Source organism: Bacteroides sp. NSJ-48 (assembly GCF_014287405.1).
Lineage (GTDB): Bacteria > Bacteroidota > Bacteroidia > Bacteroidales > Bacteroidaceae > Bacteroides > Bacteroides stercoris.
The window spans coordinates 46,224-63,231 of the sequence record NZ_JACOOD010000014.1; the positions used below are offsets into that span (position 1 = coordinate 46,224).

General features: G+C 47.4%; 16 protein-coding genes. 10 read left to right on the forward strand and 6 right to left on the reverse strand.

Features of this window, described 5'->3' with window-relative positions; genetic code table 11:
• The first annotated feature begins 67 nt into the window (after positions 1-67).
• Positions 68-892 (forward strand): twin-arginine translocase subunit TatC, encoded by an 825-nt coding sequence (tatC, locus tag H8S52_RS08650; RefSeq protein WP_016661900.1) that lies wholly within the window; start codon positions 68-70, stop codon positions 890-892.
• Complete coding sequence (locus H8S52_RS08655; RefSeq protein ID WP_186909647.1) at positions 889-4,311, forward strand: DEAD/DEAH box helicase; 3,423 nt, start codon at positions 889-891, stop codon at positions 4,309-4,311. Before tatC ends, H8S52_RS08655 begins: the two co-directional genes overlap by 4 nt.
• Positions 4,312-4,623: 312 nt before the next feature.
• On the opposite strand, the gene H8S52_RS08660 is transcribed toward H8S52_RS08655, so the two are convergent.
• From H8S52_RS08660 to H8S52_RS08670, 3 genes are all read right to left on the reverse strand, one after another.
• Entirely contained in the window at positions 4,624-6,087 is a 1,464-nt protein-coding gene (locus H8S52_RS08660) for an MFS transporter (RefSeq protein WP_117667587.1), read from the reverse strand.
• A gap of 142 nt (positions 6,088-6,229) precedes the next feature.
• Positions 6,230-7,186, reverse strand: a complete 957-nt coding sequence (kduI, locus tag H8S52_RS08665) for a 5-dehydro-4-deoxy-D-glucuronate isomerase (RefSeq protein ID WP_005657444.1) — start codon at positions 7,184-7,186, stop codon at positions 6,230-6,232.
• A gap of 45 nt (positions 7,187-7,231) precedes the next feature.
• Complete coding sequence (locus tag H8S52_RS08670; protein ID WP_005657443.1) at positions 7,232-8,605, reverse strand: PTS galactitol transporter subunit IIC; 1,374 nt, start codon at positions 8,603-8,605, stop codon at positions 7,232-7,234.
• 292 nt (positions 8,606-8,897) lie between these two features.
• On the opposite strand from H8S52_RS08670, the gene H8S52_RS08675 reads away from it, so the two are divergent.
• Positions 8,898-10,121, forward strand: coding sequence for a glycoside hydrolase family 105 protein (locus tag H8S52_RS08675; RefSeq protein WP_117985499.1), 1,224 nt, complete (start codon positions 8,898-8,900; stop codon positions 10,119-10,121).
• Positions 10,118-11,089: a pectinesterase family protein gene (locus H8S52_RS08680; protein WP_370527569.1), complete on the forward strand. Its 972-nt coding sequence runs from the start codon at positions 10,118-10,120 to the stop codon at positions 11,087-11,089. Before H8S52_RS08675 ends, H8S52_RS08680 begins: the two co-directional genes overlap by 4 nt.
• A 7-nt stretch (positions 11,090-11,096) precedes the next feature.
• Here H8S52_RS08680 and H8S52_RS08685 read toward each other — a convergent pair whose 3' ends face one another.
• Positions 11,097-11,444 (reverse strand): cupin domain-containing protein, encoded by a 348-nt coding sequence (locus tag H8S52_RS08685; protein WP_016661896.1) that lies wholly within the window; start codon positions 11,442-11,444, stop codon positions 11,097-11,099.
• A 355-nt stretch (positions 11,445-11,799) separates the two neighbouring features.
• Between H8S52_RS08685 and H8S52_RS08690 the strand changes: the two genes are divergently transcribed.
• Positions 11,800-13,035: a site-specific integrase gene (locus H8S52_RS08690; protein ID WP_117720306.1), complete on the forward strand. Its 1,236-nt coding sequence runs from the start codon at positions 11,800-11,802 to the stop codon at positions 13,033-13,035.
• A gap of 12 nt (positions 13,036-13,047) precedes the next feature.
• Positions 13,048-13,407, forward strand: a complete 360-nt coding sequence (locus tag H8S52_RS08695; RefSeq protein ID WP_117720305.1) for a RhuM protein — start codon at positions 13,048-13,050, stop codon at positions 13,405-13,407.
• A gap of 105 nt (positions 13,408-13,512) precedes the next feature.
• On the opposite strand, the gene H8S52_RS08700 is transcribed toward H8S52_RS08695, so the two are convergent.
• Entirely contained in the window at positions 13,513-13,818 is a 306-nt protein-coding gene (locus H8S52_RS08700) for a helix-turn-helix domain-containing protein (protein ID WP_118147698.1), read from the reverse strand.
• A 27-nt stretch (positions 13,819-13,845) separates the two neighbouring features.
• A complete protein-coding gene (locus H8S52_RS08705) occupies positions 13,846-14,145 on the reverse strand; it encodes a helix-turn-helix domain-containing protein (RefSeq protein WP_182424850.1) in 300 nt (99 codons plus the stop codon).
• A 200-nt stretch (positions 14,146-14,345) separates the two neighbouring features.
• Here H8S52_RS08705 and H8S52_RS08710 point away from each other — a divergent pair, with 200 nt between their 5' ends.
• Genes H8S52_RS08710 through H8S52_RS08725 form a run of 4 tightly spaced genes read left to right on the forward strand, consistent with a single transcriptional unit; the run spans position 14,346 to position 17,004 of the window.
• Positions 14,346-14,717 (forward strand): helix-turn-helix domain-containing protein, encoded by a 372-nt coding sequence (locus tag H8S52_RS08710; RefSeq protein WP_106624794.1) that lies wholly within the window; start codon positions 14,346-14,348, stop codon positions 14,715-14,717.
• Positions 14,718-14,720: 3 nt separating this feature from the next.
• Entirely contained in the window at positions 14,721-15,074 is a 354-nt protein-coding gene (locus tag H8S52_RS08715) for a helix-turn-helix domain-containing protein (protein WP_117512732.1), read from the forward strand.
• Between the two features lie 23 nt (positions 15,075-15,097).
• On the forward strand, positions 15,098-15,373 hold the full coding sequence (locus H8S52_RS08720; RefSeq protein WP_106624792.1) for a DUF3408 domain-containing protein: 276 nt from the start codon (positions 15,098-15,100) through the stop codon (positions 15,371-15,373).
• Positions 15,374-15,396: 23 nt separating this feature from the next.
• A complete protein-coding gene (locus tag H8S52_RS08725) occupies positions 15,397-17,004 on the forward strand; it encodes a DUF4099 domain-containing protein (protein WP_151921471.1) in 1,608 nt (535 codons plus the stop codon).
• Positions 17,005-17,008: the final 4 nt, after the last annotated feature.

The window sequence follows — 17,008 nt, forward strand, 5'->3', positions numbered from 1 at the left end:
AAGCGGTTGTTGTCGTCCCGTTACCTTGTTGTTTTACCGCCTTGTCACTCTATCGCTGTTTATGTTTATGGCAGATAAAGAGTTAACCTTCTGGGATCATTTGGACGAACTGCGCCGGGTGCTGTTCCGCATTCTTGGTGTATGGTTTGTGTTGGCTGTGGGTTATTTCATTGCGATGCCTTATCTGTTTGATAATGTAGTGCTGGCTCCTTGCCATAATGATTTCATCTTTTATGATTTGCTGCGTTATATCGGTGAAGTATTTGATTTGCATGACGAATTCTTTACGCAGGAATTTCAGATAAAATTGATAAATATTAATCTGGCCGCACCGTTTTTCATCCATATATCTACAGCATTTTGGATGTCGGTGGTGACGGCTGCGCCATATGTATTCTTCGAGATATGGCGGTTTGTCAGTCCCGCACTCTATCCCAACGAGCGCAAAGGGGTACGGAAAGCGCTCGGTCTGGGTACGGTGATGTTTTTTGTAGGAGTGTTGCTGGGTTACTTTATGGTATATCCGCTGACCTTACGTTTTCTATCCACTTACCAGCTTAGCGCAACGATAGAGAACCAGATTTCTCTCAATTCGTACATCGACAATTTTATGATGCTGGTACTCTGCATGGGACTTGCTTTTGAACTTCCGTTGGTAACGTGGCTGCTTTCGTTGCTGGGGTTGGTGCATAAGACATTCCTGCGGAAGTATCGTCGTCATGCAGTGGTTATCATTGTTATTGTTGCCGCTGTCATAACTCCCACTGGCGACCCGTTTACACTGACTGTCGTTGCCGTTCCGCTCTATCTTCTTTATGAAATGAGTATCCTGATGATTAAGGACAAGAAAGCGGATGAAACCGAGGAGATTATAGAGACCGGAGAGAGATGAATGCTGAAATAGAGGAATATTTTTATTTACTGCGGGAAGTCTGTCGTGCGGATGACTCTTCTTTGGGAACCGCTTACCGTCAATTGCAGGAACTGCTCGAGCATTTATGCCGTACGCAAATGACGGATAGCAGTCTGCAAATGACCGACCTTGCCGCCCGTATCAATTTTGTATCTTCCAAGCTGGGGCTGACCGTTGCAGAGCAAAATCGCCTGCATACTTTCCGGCTTGCCTCTAATGCCGTCCTTAATCGCCAGGCAGAACCTTCACGCGAAAAATTGCTGCGTGATGCCAAGACAGTATCTTTCTTTGTAAAGCGCATAACCGGTGAAGATATTCCGGCAGACCTGTATCGTCTCTTTCCGCAGGCTGATGCCACGTACATTGCAGCTCCCCCGGCAAAGGAGCGTGTACGGCGTATGCGCGTCAATTTTCAGTATGCCGATACGGATTATCTGTATGTACTGCCTGTGGATAGCGTGGCGGACGAACCGTTGCGGGTACGTTATAATGTGTCTCAAATCAATGATGAATTTGCTGAGACTTGTGGTTTATTGTGGCGGCATGCCCAGATTAATCTGCTGGATGTGGCAGTAGATGAGGCAGGTGTGCTTATACCCTCTTTCATTATTTTAGAACCGGATTATCTGCTTGATATCAGTTCATTGGCAGAATGTTTCAGGGAATATGGTCATCACCCGGCAAACTATATGCTGGCAAGGTTGCAGATGCCTGATAATACCCGTCCTCTTTTATTGGGTAATATAGCCAATCTCTTTTTGGACGAATGGATTCATGCGGAAAGTGAACCTGACTATCTGGAATGTATGAAGAAAGCGTTCCGCTCATATCCCATTGAACTGGCTGCCTGCGCAGATTTGCGCGACCGGGAGAAAGAACGTGAATTCTTTGTCGACTGTAAACGGCATTTTGATAATATCCGGCAAACTGTTACAGATACTTTCCGGGCTTCGGGGTATGAACTGGACAAAACGGATGCCGTGCTGGAACCGTCTTATATATGTGAGGCGTTAGGTTTGCAGGGACGTTTGGATTATATGCAGCGTGATATGTCGTCTTTCATCGAAATGAAATCGGGCAAGGCGGATGAATATGCTATCCGGGGTAAGGTAGAACCTAAAGAGAACAATAGGGTACAGATGCTGCTGTATCAGGCGGTATTGGAGTATGCCATGGGGAAAGAACATCATCGGGTGAAGCCGTATTTGCTCTATACACGCTATCCGTTGCTCTATCCGGCACGTCCTTCGTGGGCAATGTTGCGCCGGGTAATGGATGTCCGGAACCGTATTGTAGCAAATGAATACGGCATCCAGTTGCGCAATAGTCTGCAATATACGGCGGAGCGTCTGCGCGATATTGCTCCGGGAACTCTGAATGAGCGGCAACTGGATAATACATTGTGGAAACGTTATCTGTATCCTTCCATCGATGCGGTGACACAGAAGATTCATGCGTTGTCTCCATTGGAACAGTCGTATTTCTATGCGTTGTACAATTTTATAACAAAAGAACTCTATACTTCAAAATCCGGTGATGTGGAGTATGAAGGACGCACCGGCGCATCTGCTTTATGGCTTGCTACTTTAGAGGAGAAAAGCGAGAACGGAGAGATTTTATATGATTTGGCGATACGGCAAAATTGTGCGGCGGATATTCATAGACCTTATTTATTGCTGGAGCGTACACATACGGATATTGATACTTTGCCCAATTTCCGGCAAGGAGATGCCATTGTTCTGTATGAGCGGAATGTCAGTGAAGATAACGTTACCAATAAAATGGTGTTTAAGGGGAACATCGAGGAAATTTCCGATTGCAATATCCGTATCAGACTTCGTGCGGCACAACAGAACGCCAGGGTCTTGCCAATGGAAAGCCGCTATGCAATAGAACATGATTATATGGATACCTCTTTTCGCTGCATGTATTGGGGATTGTCGGCCTTTTTGTCTGCAACGAAAGACCGTCGGGATTTGTTGCTGAATCAACGTAAACCGGAATTTGATACTGCCCTTAACGGAGCTATATCGGCTGCTGCCGATGATTTTGTACGTATTACTTTGAAGGCGCAAGCTGCTAAAGACTATTTCTTGCTGGTAGGTCCGCCGGGAACCGGTAAGACCTCTCGCGCTCTGCGCAGCATGGTAGAGGCTTTTTATAGGGAAGGGAAAGAAATACTTTTGCTTTCATATACTAACCGGGCAGTGGACGAGATATGTAAGATGTTGACAGCCATTACACCGGAGGTCGACTTCATACGTATCGGCAGTGAACTTTCCTGTGACGGCGTGTATCGTCCGCATTTGATAGAAAACGTGTTGGAGTCTTGCTCTACACGCCGGGAGGTGCAGGAGCGTATGGCGCGTTGCCGAATTTTTGTGGGAACGGTTGCTACGCTGTCTGCCAAGACCGAATTGTTCCGTTTGAAGACTTTTGATGTGGCCTTGATAGATGAGGCTACTCAGATATTGGAGCCGCAACTGTTGGGATTGCTTTGCATGCGCGGCGTTACCGGCGGGAATGCTATAGGGAAATTTGTCCTGATAGGTGACCATAAACAATTGCCGGCTGTTGTACTCCAGTCATCGGAGCAATCGGAAATTCAGGATGAAGGTTTGCGGGGCATCGGTTTGCATAACTTGAAAGATTCTCTTTTTGAACGTCTTTATCGGAATGCCATTGGGCAACAGGTGGTTGACGGTCGGCAAACCTCTGCTTTCAACTCCCGGTTTTCAGCTTTCAATTCTCTTGATATGCTTTGTCGTCAGGGACGTATGAATGTAGAAGTTGCAGCTTTTCCGAACCGTGCTTTCTATGGCGGGTTGTTACAGCCGGTAGGATTGGAACATCAGACAGGGGTTCTTAAACTGTCTCCTCAGCTTTCTGCTGATGAATTTGCCGCTTTGCTGACCCGGCGGGTAGCTTTTCTTCCGTCCGTTCCCGAACCGCCTATGCAGTCGGCAAAGATGAACCGTTCGGAAGCAAAAATCGTAGCCGGATTGGCTGCTGCTGTCTATCGACAGTATACATTTGCCGAGGGATGCTTCAGCGCAGCTTCTACTTTGGGAGTAATAACCCCTTATCGTAGTCAGATAGCTTTGATAAAGAAAGAAATAGAAGCTTTGGGAATTCCAGCCTTGAATGAAATCCTGGTAGATACGGTGGAGCGTTTTCAGGGAAGCGAACGTGATGTCATCATTTACTCTTTCTGTGTGAACAGGTTGTCTCAGCTGAGATTTCTTGCCAATCTGACAGAGGAGAACGGAATACGGATAGACCGTAAGCTGAATGTGGCTTTGACCAGAGCACGCAAGCAGATGTTTATAATCGGAGTCCGCCAATTGTTGGAGCAGAATCCAATCTATGCGCAACTGTTGAAAAGTTGTGATTCATAAGGTACGAAACGTTTCCTATTGCCGTAGATTGCAGCTATTTCTTCATTTAATAAATCTTAAATATTTTCTTTCTCTTTATATGCTTTATTAATAACATCGTGTGTTATAAAGCCTTATCTTTGCAGCACGTTTTTTTCATAGAGATTTAGATTTAAGGTTAGAAGAATTGTGGAAGTCGTGAGACTTCCCTTTTTTTTATCCCTTAATTCTTGTTCTCTTAGAATTTGCCGACAAATCTTATATTGCCAAGAGGATATAAAAAAAGCTCTTTCATGCGAAAGAGCTTTTTTATATCTATATATTCTGTCTGTATCAGTTCAGTACGATAGGTTTGTATTTCGGTACCAGAAGCTTCATGATGCACCAGCCGATAAGGTAAGCAACGGCACAGATGCAGAATATGATGAAGTATCCGGCTGCCTTGCCTTCGAATCCCATGAATATCATCTGGGTTTCATCAGCGTAAGTAAACAGTGTGCCCGAGCCTTTGTTGATGAGGAACGAACCGATACCGCCCGCCATACCTCCCAATCCGGTAATGGTGGCTACCGCACTTTTTGGGAACATATCGCCCACTACGGAGTAGATGTTGGCAGACCAGGATTGGTGAGCTGCTCCGGCAATACCTATAATGATAATCGGATACCAATAGGAGTATTCTCCTAACGGTTGTGCAAATAGTGCGAGTAACGGGAACAAAGCAAAGATGAACATGGCTCGCATGCGGGCTGCATACGGATTCATACCGGTTTTGTTTATGATGATGGTAGGCAGTTTTCCACCATAGATAGACAGCATGGTAATGGCATAAAGTACGAATATCAGCAACTGTGCCGTTCCGCTGTCCGAAGAGAATCCGTAGACATCGGAGATGTAGGCCGGAGTCCAAAACAGGAAGAACCACCATACACCGTCGGTCATGAATTTGCCGATGGCAAAAGCCCATGCCTGAGGGTATTGGAGACATTCCATAAACGACATCTTTCTTTCAGGTTTTTCAGAGACAGCCTTGTCTTCTTCTCTGAGTTTATCTTGTTCGATATAAGCAATTTCTGCTGCATTGACGCGCGGGTTTTCATGAGGTTTCTTATACATGAACATCCACATGCCCATCCAGACGAAGCCTAATCCACCGATGACGATGAACGCCATTTCCCAACCGTTGCCTACACCGATGCTTTGGAAGTACCGTGCTAAAGAGGGGATGGTGACAGGAGCTATTAAAGCACCTACTGTGGCGCCGGCATTGAAAATGGAAGTCGAGAATGCACGGTCTTTTTTCGGAAAATACTCGGCGGTGACTTTAATTGCTGCGGGGAAGTTTCCGGCTTCACCGACACTCAATATCACACGGGCAGCGATGAAAAAGTAAACACTGGTAATGGCAATGGTCGATGCTACGGCGCCTGTTGCGGAAATCATGGCAGCGGCATCATGAATGCCCACTACATGTTCGGTTGCCCATCCGCAAACAGCATGCAGGCAAGCTCCTAATGACCATACGAAGATAGCCCAGAGATAACCTTTTTTAGTTCCTAACCAATCAATGAAGCGTCCGGCAAATAAGTTTGCAATGGCATATACTATGGAAAATACGGCTGTGATATCTCCATAATCGGCATCTGTCCAATGAAATTCCGGGGCGATAAAATCTTTCCAGGTAAGTGATAATACTTGTCGGTCGAGATAATTAACTGTTGTCGCGAAGAATAACATGGCGCAAATTGTCCAGCGATAGTTAGACATTTTGCCCAATGTGTTCTGATTTGTACTCATGATAATAGATTTAATTTATAATGTCGCAAAAATACGCGTTCTTGTGTTATGTGTATGTGTAATATTTGGTAGAAATCATGGAGAAAATGACAAAAATAGGCATAGTTGAGAACAGCTATGCCTATTTTCTTGCCTACGGATATTATTTCATATCTGTGTATTTGATTTCATCTTTGTCGCTGTACTTCAGGTTCTCACCTCCCATACCCCAGATGAAAGTATAGTTGCTGGTGCCTGCAGCTGCGTGGATGCTCCATTCGGGAGAAGTGATGGCCTGCTCGTTGTGTAACCAAATCAGGCGTTCTTCTTGAGGCTCACCCATTAAGTGGCAGATTGCATTTCCCGGAGCCAGGTTGAAGTAGTAATAGGCTTCCATACGACGTGTGTGAGTATGGGCAGGCATGGTGTTCCATACAGAACCCGGAGCAAGTTCGGTAAGTCCCATCTGCAATTGGTTTGTACCGCCGTTTTTCACTCTTTCCAAAACATCTTTTACAATCAGCTGGTTTACGATACGGTCGTTGCTGTCTTCCATTTTTCCGTAATGGTCGGAAATGCCCAAAGCATATTTTTTAGGATTGGCCTTTTGAAGTTTGGCATCGGTTGTAATCAACTGAGTAACGTAAGGTTTGTAAGCCGGAGCCGAGTTGATATAGAATTTGGCAGGGTTGGCAGCATCGTTGCTCTTGAAAGTTACTTCTTTATTGCCACAACCTACATAAAGAGCTTCTTTATACTTCATGGGGTATTCCTTGCCGTCTACGGTAACTACTCCATCGCCACCGGTGTTGATAACACCCAACTCGCGACGTTCGAGGAAGTAAGTGATTTCAGGACCCAGCTCACGGAAAGTCTCCAGTTTCAATACTTTGTTTACAGGCATTGCACCTCCGTAAATCAAACGGTCATAGAGGGTGTAAGTAACATTGATTTCGTCCGGAGCCATTACTTTGCTCATCATAAAAGAGCTACGGAGACGTTGTGTGTCATAATGCTTTACGTCCAATGGATGGCAGGCTGTCTGCACAGTGTAATTTACTTGGGCGGAAGCCGTAACTGCGGCTGCACCCAACATCAGGGCAATTGCTAATTTTTTCATGTCTGATATAAACTTTAAATATTAATATGCTTAATGATTACTTTTTTATTTAGCGCTCTCTTTAGCTTCTTTTTCACTGCGGACAATGATACGACGGTTGATGAACATCATGGTTATCGCTACCAGTACCAGCAGTGCAGCACCTACATACGAGAGTTTTACACCTCTATATATAGTCCAGCCGAAGAAAGAAGCGGCAAAGTCGATGGAACCGCCATCAAATCCTTCAGGAATGTGTGCCGTAGGATCGTGTGTCTCGGCATATACCTGATTGGCTGCCAGCGTGAAGTCCGGTGCCATATCGGTTACGAAATACAAACCTAAAATCAGAGTGATAAGACCGATAATGAGTGTCTTCAATACATTTCCTTTAGTAAAGGGCAATATCATCGGAAACAGATAGAACATACCTGCAAGTGAGGCCAATGGCAGGAACTGATTACCCGGCAGGAATACGGCAAGTGCCAGGATAACGGGAATCAGGATAACCGATGCCACCAATGTAGCGGGGTGTCCGATAACCAATGCCGGGCTCATACCGATATGTACTTTCTTACCGTTGAATTTAGCTTTTACCAGTTCCGAAGTCTTTTCGGAAATAGGCTTCAATCCTTCGATAAACAGAGAAGTGATGCGGGGGATGAGTTCCATTACGGCTCCCATTGTGATACCCAGGAAGAGAACTTTCTTGATGTCGAGTTGGGCTGCCCAGCCTATCAGCATACCTACGATAACTCCCAATACCAGCGGTTCACCTATTACACCGAACTTTTTCTTCATGCCTTCTGCATCGATTTCCAGCTTGGAGAAACCGGGAATTTTATCTAATGCCTTATTGATAAGTATGGCAAACGGTGTGAAACTCTGGCAGAAAGGCTGAGGTATGGAGATACCGTCCAAATCATAGAACTTTTGGAATTTTTCTGCAGTAAGGTCTGCGCAGACCAATGTAATAATGTAGCAGATGATAGCGGCGAAATAGCCCCATGCCAGGTTCTGGCCGGTAACAAAATAAGCCACAGCACCGATGAAGGCGAAGTGCCAATAGTTCCACAAGTCTATGTTTACAGTACGTGTGGTCTTGGTGATAAGCATCAGGAAATTGACGCCTAAGCAGATAGGAATGATAAGCGCACCAACAGCGGTATTATAAGCTACAGCAGCGGCGGCGGGCCATCCCATATCGAATACGTTCAGTTGCAGGTGATACAAATCGGATATGGCTTTCAGAGGAGAATTAAAATTTGTTGTCAGCAGGGCGGTAACTACGCCTAAACCCACAAAACCGACTCCTACAAAGAGACCTGATTTCAGGGCCTTGCCAAATTTCATACCGATGCACATGCCTATGATTGTAAAAATAATAGGCATCATTACAGACGCTCCCAAAGCGATGATGTAACCGAAAACTTGTTCCATTCTTTATGTGATTTAATTGATAAATGATTATGTTTTACAATAGTACGAATTGAAAATCGGGGTCAAAAATAAGACCTTTTCCCAATTAATCAAACTGTAAAGGCATAATAAATAGTAAATAAGGATGATTTTGAACAAATTTGTCGTTATCGTGCACAAATTTGTTCGTTTTCGTACACGAAAATCAAAAAATGCACCCTCTGCGCCAAAAAGTGCACAGGTGTTTGGAAAGAAACATCTACTTTTGTTTCGTGAAAAATTATAAGGTCTAATACCCAAAAAGAACAACTACATGAAAAAGAACTTTATTTGTAATTTTATTCTATCCGGTTTATTGTTGTTTTCTCCTTTAAGCATGTTTGCACAGCGTGTGGATTCAAACTTGCCGTGGTCGGTACGTATGGTGGAGTCCGAAATGATTCGTTGTCCGGAATCCTGGCAGTTGGACTTTCAGCCTAAATTGAAATGGGATTATTGTCACGGGCTGGAATTGCAATCCATGCTGGATGTGTATGACCGCTACGGCAATCGGAAAATCTATGATTATGCTTTGGCTTATGCCGATACAATGGTAAATGCAGATGGTACTATCAAAATGTACAAACGTGAGGAGTATAGTCTTGACCGTGTAAACTCCGGTAAATTTATATTCCGCATTTATGAACAGACGAAAGATGAGAAATATAAGAAAGCGCTTGCATTGATGAGAAGTCAGCTCGATGAGCATCCCCGGAATGCCGACGGTGGCTTTTGGCATAAGAAGATTTATCCAAATCAGGTATGGCTGGATGGTATTTATATGGGAGCGCCTTTCTATGCGGAATATGCTTTCCGTAACAATCAGGTAGACGATTATGCGGATGTTATCAATCAATTCCTGATGGCGGCCCGTCATACTTACGACCCGAAAAATGATGTGTATCGTCATGCTTGTGACGTAAGCCGTAAAGAACGTTGGGCCGATCCTGTTACCGGACAATCAAAGCATAGTTGGGGACGCGCTATGGGCTGGTATGCCATGGCCTTTGTAGATGCTTTGGATTTCATTCCGAAACATGAAGCGGGCCGTGATTCCATGTTGGTTATCTTTAATAAAATAGCTTCTCAGATAAAGCGTTTGCAAGATTCCAAGACAGGTTTGTGGTATCAGGTACTGGACAAGAGTGGAGCACCGGGTAATTATCTGGAGTCTTCCTGTTCTACTATGTTTGTATATTCTCTGTTCAAGGGTGTGCGTAAAGGGTATATTGACAAATCCTATCTGGAAGTGGCAGTTAAAGGATATAAGGGCATCCTTGACAACTTTATAGAAGTGGATAAGAACGGTGTGGTAAGCATCACAAAGGCTTGTGCCGTAGCAGGACTTGGCGGAAAGGTCTATCGTTCGGGAGACTATGATTATTATATCAATGAAACTATCCGCAACAATGACCCAAAAGCTGTAGGTCCGTTTATTCTTGCATCATTGGAGTGGGAACGTCTTCAGGACGTGAAAGTGATTGTTAACCGGAAATGATAGCGAAAGTAACTATGAAAGCACTGTGTAGTTTTATAATAGCCCTGCTTTGCGGGGTCGGTTCGTTATCCGCGGCGCAGCAGTGGAAAGATACGATTGTTGTAGCCCGTGACGGCACGGGAGATTACCGTACGCTGACCGAAGCAATGGAGGGTATCCGCGCCTTTATGGATTATAAGGTGACGGTTTTGGTTAAAAAGGGTGTATATAAGGAAAAGGTTGTTCTTCCTTCTTGGTTAGAAAACGTCGATTTCATCGGTGAAAATGTAGAAAATACGATTATCACCTACGATGATCATGCCAATATAAATAAGATGGGAACTTTCCGTACCTATACTTTGAAAGTGGAAGGAAGTTCCATCACTTTTAAGAACTTGACGATAGAGAATAATGCTGCACGGCTGGGGCAGGCAGTTGCGCTTCATACGGAAGGTGACCGCTTGGTCTTTATCAATTGTCGCTTTTTGGGCAATCAGGATACTATTTACACCGGTGCAAAAGGTACTCGTCTCTGCTTCCTGAATTGTTATATTGAAGGTACTACCGATTTTATTTTCGGTCCTTCTACGGCATTGTTCCATAATTGCACGATTCATAGTAAAGCCAATTCGTACATCACGGCAGCTTCCACTCCGAAAGACATTGAAGTGGGATATGTTTTTAAGAACTGTAAGCTGACTGCCGCACCGGACGTTGATAAGGTTTATTTGGGGCGTCCGTGGCGTCCCTATGCAGCTACAGTGTTCATTAACTGTGAGATGGGTAAACATATCTGTTCGGCAGGATGGGATAATTGGCGTAATCCGGAGAATGAAAAAACAGCCCGTTATGCTGAATATGGTAATACGGGAGAGGGGGCTGATAATACAAATCGGGTAAAATGGGTAAAGCAACTGACCCGGAAGGATGTTGCAAAATATGAGGAACCGGATTATCTTTTCAAGATATGCAGTGAATGGAAACCGTAAGTTTATCTTACGGTTTCAGAAAATCCGCTCTCATAGGACTGAAGCAGTCGATTAATATACCGGCTTCCAGACAAGTGCATCCATGTTCGGCATCCGGTTCGATATAAACACCGTCGCCAGCCGATACGATTTGTTTTTCACCGTTAACCGTGAATTCAAATTTACCGCTTGCCACATAAGTTGTTTGAGTATGATAATGGGTGTGCGGTGTACCTACTGCACCTTGTTCAAATTTAACCTTGACGAGCATTACCTGACCGTCGTATCCCAAAATCTGACGAACAACGCCCTCTCCGGCGGGTTCCCATGCTTTCTCGTTTTCGAGAATAAACGCATTGCTTCTTGTTCTTTTCATTGTGTGAATGATAATTTTAGCGATACAAAGTTAGCGAGAAAAAATGATATATGGAAAAGTAAGGCAAAGATATTGATAGATAGGTGCTTTTAGGGATTATCATCAGAAGTTCGACGACGGTAAAAGTCATATTCCAGCCATGTTGGTACTTCGCTACGTTACCCATTTGTTACCATGCCCTGTAATGTGTCACGGGGATGTGGAAAAACATAGCAAATCACTATGGTATAGTGAGTTACTAACAACTCACGCAAGAAAAACCGAACCGGAAATAAATTGCAGTATTTTGCATTTGTTTGCGTACCAGCCAAAGGCTCTTCACCAAGTAATTTTGAAACCAAAAAAGTTCAGAACGATGAAGAGTACATTTTCAGTTATCTTTTACCTCAAAAGGCAGGTAGTGAAGAAGGACGGGACAGTGCCCGTCATGGGTCGTATCACGGTGGACGGAAGCCAGACACAGTTCAGTTGCAAGCTGACCGTCGATCCGAAGTTGTGGGACACCAAAGGCGGGCGTGTCACGGGCAGAAGCACGGCGGCACTCGAAGCGAACCGCCTGCTCGACAAGATGCGGGTGCGCATCAACAAGCACTATCAGGAAATCATGGAGCGTGACAACTACGTCACGGCGGAAAAGGTCAAGAACGCCTTTCTCGGACTGGAACACCGTTGCCACACGCTGATGCAGGTGTTCAGCCGGCACAACGAGGACTACGAGAAGCAGGTGGAGGCAGGCATGAAAGCCAAAGGCACGCTTGCCAAGTACAGGACCGTGTACAAGCACCTGCAAGAGTTCCTCAACATCCGCTACCATGTGAAGGACATCGCCTTGAAGGAGCTTACCCCGGCGTTCATCTCCGACTTCGAGATGTTCCTCCGCACGGACAAGCACTGCTGCACCAACACCGTGTGGCTTTACGTATGCCCGCTCCGGACGATGGTGTTCATCGCCATCAACAACGAGTGGCTCACACGCGACCCGTTCCGGGAGTACGAAATCAAGAAGGAGGAAACGACACGCAGTTTTCTGACGAAAGACGAAATCCGCCAGCTGATGGAAGGCAAACTGAAAAACGCCAAGCAGGAGCTTTACCGTGACCTCTACCTGTTCTGCGCCTTCACGGGCTTGTCCTTCGCCGACATGCGCAATCTCACGGAGGAGAATATCCGAACCTACTTCGACGACCACGAGTGGATCAACATCAACCGCCAGAAGACGGGTGTCGTTTCCAACATCCGCCTGCTTGACATCGCCAAGCGGATTATCGACAAGTACCGGGGATTGTGTGAAGACGGCAGGATATTCCCCGTCCCCCATTACATGACCTGCCTGCACGGAATTCGAGCCGTCGCCAAGCGTTGCGGCATCACCAAGCACATCACATGGCATCAAAGCCGCCACACGGCAGCCACGACGGTGTTCCTCTCCAATGGCGTACCCATTGAAACGGTGAGTTCCATGTTAGGGCACAAGAGCATAAAAACAACCCAGATTTATGCGAAGATAACCAAGGAGAAACTCAACCGGGACATGGAGAACCTTGCCGCCAAGTTGAACACCATTGAGGAATTTACCGGATGTAACATTTAAAACAGAAAAGCTATGAAACGAGGAATCATTACCATAGAGGAGAAGAAGGTCAGCGTAACCGGTAACGAGGTATGGATGACCGCCACCGAAATCGCCGGACTGTTCCACGCAAGTGTCCCGGCAGTGAACGCCGCCATCAAAGCCGTCCGCAAGTCGGACGTGCTGAACGACTACGAGGTGTGCCGCTACATGCGGCTTGAAAACGGTCTGCACGCCGATGTGTACGCGCTTGAAATCATCATCCCCATCGCCTTCCGACTGAACACCTACTGCACGCACGTGTTCCGCAGGTGGCTGGTGGAGAAGGCTCTTGCCAAAGAAAAGCGGCAGGCATACGTGATGCTTATCCACAAGGCAAACGGGTATTGCTGAACACACAGGGACATGGACATTGACGGTGTCGGCAACACAAAAAGGAACGGGCAACTCCACGACAGGGGTTGTCCGTTTCCTCTTTGTGCATACAGCCGCCTTATCTCATCCTTCCAGCGGTTTTCTATAATTTGCTTCCAGCACTTCTCGCAGTCCCGATTCCGGATAAAGCACCTTTCCCGCCAGCAGGATAAAAGGTAATATCCTGTTGTTGCGGTATTCCTGCAAGGTCCGACGGCTGACGCGCAACAGTTCCGCCACTTCCTTGTCCGTCAGGTATCGCTCCCCGTCCAACGGCGGACGGTAACTTTCCAAAAAACCGGAAAGCCATTCGGATTCTTTCCGCATCTTTTGCAGCAATACGGCTACCGATTCACAATCCATCGTGATGACATTGTTTTCTTCATTCATATTACATCGGTTTAAGTCGGTACCCGGTCATTTGTCAGTGGGGCAAATTGTACCGATAAGCGGTATAAGCCTTTTTACATCTTCCGGCTTGTAGTAAAAACGGAAGCCGATTTGCGAATAACCGATAAAGCCCCTGTCCCGCAGTTTCTGCAACGTGCGCAGGCTGATTCTCAACTGCCCGCAGACCTCTTCGCCCGTGAGCCATTTCCCAAGCCGCTTTCCATCGCCTTTGCGCTGTAAGGCGGCTACCTTTTCCACGAAGGCATCCGTTTGTGCCATCATTTCCCCGAAGGTCTTTTTCTCGATAGATACTATTTCCATATACAAAACGATTTTGAATTTGCCGCAAAGGTAACGGCACGGGCTGAAACGCCCATCGTTTTTGTCTGAATGGCAGCTTGTTGCGCCGATTGTCCGGGTTACGGAGCCATTTCCATAAAAATCTTGCGTGAGTCACGTAGTGAGCTGTTAAAGCCGCCATTGTTTATTGCCGAACTTTGCCACAGAAACAATAAAAACAACTGTATATGAAAGTGATAACAATCGAGAGTTCCGCATATCAGGCTATGATGGAACAGATAACGGAGATAGCTGGATATATCCGCGAATTGAAAGAGGAGAAACAACGTCAGGATGCGGCGACGAAAGACTGCCTGCTCAATACAGCCCAAGCCGCCGAACTGCTGAACGTGAGTACCCGTACCCTGCAACGGATGAGGGATGACCACCGCATAGAATATGTGATAGTACGCGGCACTTGCCGCTACCGCCTCTCCGAAGTGCAAAGATTGCTGGAAACGAATACCGTCAGGAACAAGGAAAAAACGATAGACGCCCTGTTCCATAATTATTCCCTGCGGACGGGCGGCAGGAAAACCGGCAAAGGAAGGAGGAAATGATATATGGAACTGCTTACCCGCAACAACTTCGAGGGCTGGATGCAGAAAATCCTCGACCGCCTTGACCGTCAGGACGAGCTGCTGCTGGCGATAAAGACGCAGGGGCAGCAACCACCGTCCCTGTCCGAAGGCATCCGGCTTTTCGACAATCAGGACTTGTGCTTGCTGCTCCAGATCAGCAAGCGTACCCTGCAACGCTACCGAAGCGAGGGCGCACTCGCCTACAAGACCTTGGGCAAGAAGACCTATTACAGTGAAACGGACGTGCTGGACTTCCTTTCCAAACATGTGAAGGACTTCCGACAGAACGACATCGAATTCTACAAGGCACGCATCCGCAACCTGTTCAATAAATAACGACCAATTAAAATTTTTATCAGATGGAACAAAAGAAGAAAACAGGCGGCAACCAGACCGCACAGAGACAAAGAAAACGCCGGATCACACTTGATGAGTACAAGGAAAGATACCTGCAAGTTCCCAGAATCACGAACCGCAAGCCCGTGTTCATCAGCGAAGAATTGCGCAACAGACTCGACAGGTTGGTACGCTATCACGGAGAGCGTGGGATGAGTGCGTCCGGTTTCGTCGAGAACCTGCTACGGCTTCATCTGGACGCACTTGAGAGAAACTTTGAAGCATGGCGCAAATTGTAATAAACCAATTAAAACAAAAGTAAATGGCAAAGAAAACAGACGAAAAGGACGTGCTGATAGTCCGTGACGAAAAGACGGGCGAAATCAGCGTGGTGGCCGGGCTGAATGCCGACGGCTCCCCCAAGCGCACCCCCGCCAAGGCGGAGAACGCGCGGAGTTTCCTGCAATTCGACCGGCACGGCGACGTGCTGGACAACTTCTTCAAGAATTTCTTCCGGCAGTGCAAGGAGCCGAGCCGCTTCGGATTCTACCGGGTGGCGGCAGAGCAGGCCGACAAACTGCTGGAGGTGATGAAGGAACTGCTGAAGAACCCGGACGCTAACAGGGAGCTGCTCGCGCCCCACACGGTGGACACCTCCGGCTACGAGAAGCAGGTGCAGGAAGAACAGGCGGCACAGACCGCTGACCAAGAGCAGAAACCGGAGGAACAACCGGGACAGAAACAAGATGACGAACCTAAAAATCAAGAAGAAATGGAACAGAAAAACGAACAGAATCAGGAAAGCCCGCAGCAGACGCAGGGCAACCGGGGCTACCAACCCATCGACGAGAGCAGAATCAACTGGCAGGAGCTGGAGGAGAAATGGGGCGTGAAGCGCGACGACCTTGAAAAGTCGGGCGATCTGACAAAGATGCTCAACTACGGCAAGTCCGACTTGGTGAAGGTAACGCCCAATTTCGGCGGTGAGTCTTTCGAGCTGGACGCCCGCCTCTCCTTTAGGAAGGACGGTGAGGGCGATGTCAGCCTCGTGCCGCACTTCATCCGCAAGGAGCAGAAATTAGACGAGTACAAGGAACACAAGTTCTCCGACGAAGACCGCAAGAATCTCCGTGAAACGGGCAACCTCGGCAGGGTCGTGGATCTTGTGGACAGGGAAACGGGCGAAATCACCCCCTCGTTCGTCAGCATCGACCGCAAGACGAACGAGATCACGGATGTCCCGGCAAGCAAGGTGCGCATACCGGAGCGTATCGGCAACACGGAGATCACCAGGCAGGAGCAGGACATGCTGCGTGCCGGGCTGCCCGTGCGTGACAAGCTCATCGAGCGCAAGGACGGCAGGAAGTTCCTCACCACCCTGCAAGTGAACGTGGAGCAGCGCGGCGTGGAGTTCGTGCCGGGTACGGGCAGGTCGCCACGTACCGCACAAGCGCAGGAAACGAAGGACAATCCCACGCAAGCGCAGTCGCAGGGTACGGAAACCACCGCCAACACGCAGAAGGAGCAACGGCGCAACACGTGGACGAACGCCGACGGCAGCATCCGCCCCATCAGCAAATGGAGCGGCGTGGACTTCACCGAGCAGCAGAAAGCCGACTACGTGGCTGGCAAAGCCGTGAAACTGGAGAACGTGACCGACAAGCAGGGCTTCCACGCCACGATGTACATCAGGTTCAACCCGGAGAAGGGACGCCCGTACCGCTACGACACCAACCCCGGCAACGCGCAGAAAGTCGCCCCGTCCAACGAGAGCCGCACGCAGGTGGCGGTGAACAGCGAGGGCAAGACCAACGAGGCGACCAAGAACCTGAAAGAGCCGTTGCAGAAAGGACAGACCGCCCCGAAGGACGAAACCCAGCAACAGCATCAGGAGCAGCCCCAAAGAAAAAGCAAGGGCATGAGGATGTAATCCG

Excerpts from the sequence above, each read along its gene's own strand:
- tatC (WP_016661900.1), top strand. The coding sequence starts at position 68 with ATGGCAGATAAAGAGTTAACCTTCTGGGATCATTTGGACGAACTGCGC.
- H8S52_RS08655 (WP_186909647.1), top strand. The coding sequence starts at position 889 with ATGAATGCTGAAATAGAGGAATATTTTTATTTACTGCGGGAAGTCTGT.
- H8S52_RS08660 (WP_117667587.1), bottom strand. The coding sequence starts at position 6,087 with ATGAGTACAAATCAGAACACATTGGGCAAAATGTCTAACTATCGCTGG.
- kduI (WP_005657444.1), bottom strand. The coding sequence starts at position 7,186 with ATGAAAAAATTAGCAATTGCCCTGATGTTGGGTGCAGCCGCAGTTACG.
- H8S52_RS08670 (WP_005657443.1), bottom strand. The coding sequence starts at position 8,605 with ATGGAACAAGTTTTCGGTTACATCATCGCTTTGGGAGCGTCTGTAATG.
- H8S52_RS08675 (WP_117985499.1), top strand. The coding sequence starts at position 8,898 with ATGAAAAAGAACTTTATTTGTAATTTTATTCTATCCGGTTTATTGTTG.
- H8S52_RS08680 (WP_370527569.1), top strand. The coding sequence starts at position 10,118 with ATGATAGCGAAAGTAACTATGAAAGCACTGTGTAGTTTTATAATAGCC.
- H8S52_RS08685 (WP_016661896.1), bottom strand. The coding sequence starts at position 11,444 with ATGAAAAGAACAAGAAGCAATGCGTTTATTCTCGAAAACGAGAAAGCA.
- H8S52_RS08690 (WP_117720306.1), top strand. The coding sequence starts at position 11,800 with ATGAAGAGTACATTTTCAGTTATCTTTTACCTCAAAAGGCAGGTAGTG.
- H8S52_RS08695 (WP_117720305.1), top strand. The coding sequence starts at position 13,048 with ATGAAACGAGGAATCATTACCATAGAGGAGAAGAAGGTCAGCGTAACC.
- H8S52_RS08700 (WP_118147698.1), bottom strand. The coding sequence starts at position 13,818 with ATGAATGAAGAAAACAATGTCATCACGATGGATTGTGAATCGGTAGCC.
- H8S52_RS08710 (WP_106624794.1), top strand. The coding sequence starts at position 14,346 with ATGAAAGTGATAACAATCGAGAGTTCCGCATATCAGGCTATGATGGAA.
- H8S52_RS08715 (WP_117512732.1), top strand. The coding sequence starts at position 14,721 with ATGGAACTGCTTACCCGCAACAACTTCGAGGGCTGGATGCAGAAAATC.
- H8S52_RS08720 (WP_106624792.1), top strand. The coding sequence starts at position 15,098 with ATGGAACAAAAGAAGAAAACAGGCGGCAACCAGACCGCACAGAGACAA.
- H8S52_RS08725 (WP_151921471.1), top strand. The coding sequence starts at position 15,397 with ATGGCAAAGAAAACAGACGAAAAGGACGTGCTGATAGTCCGTGACGAA.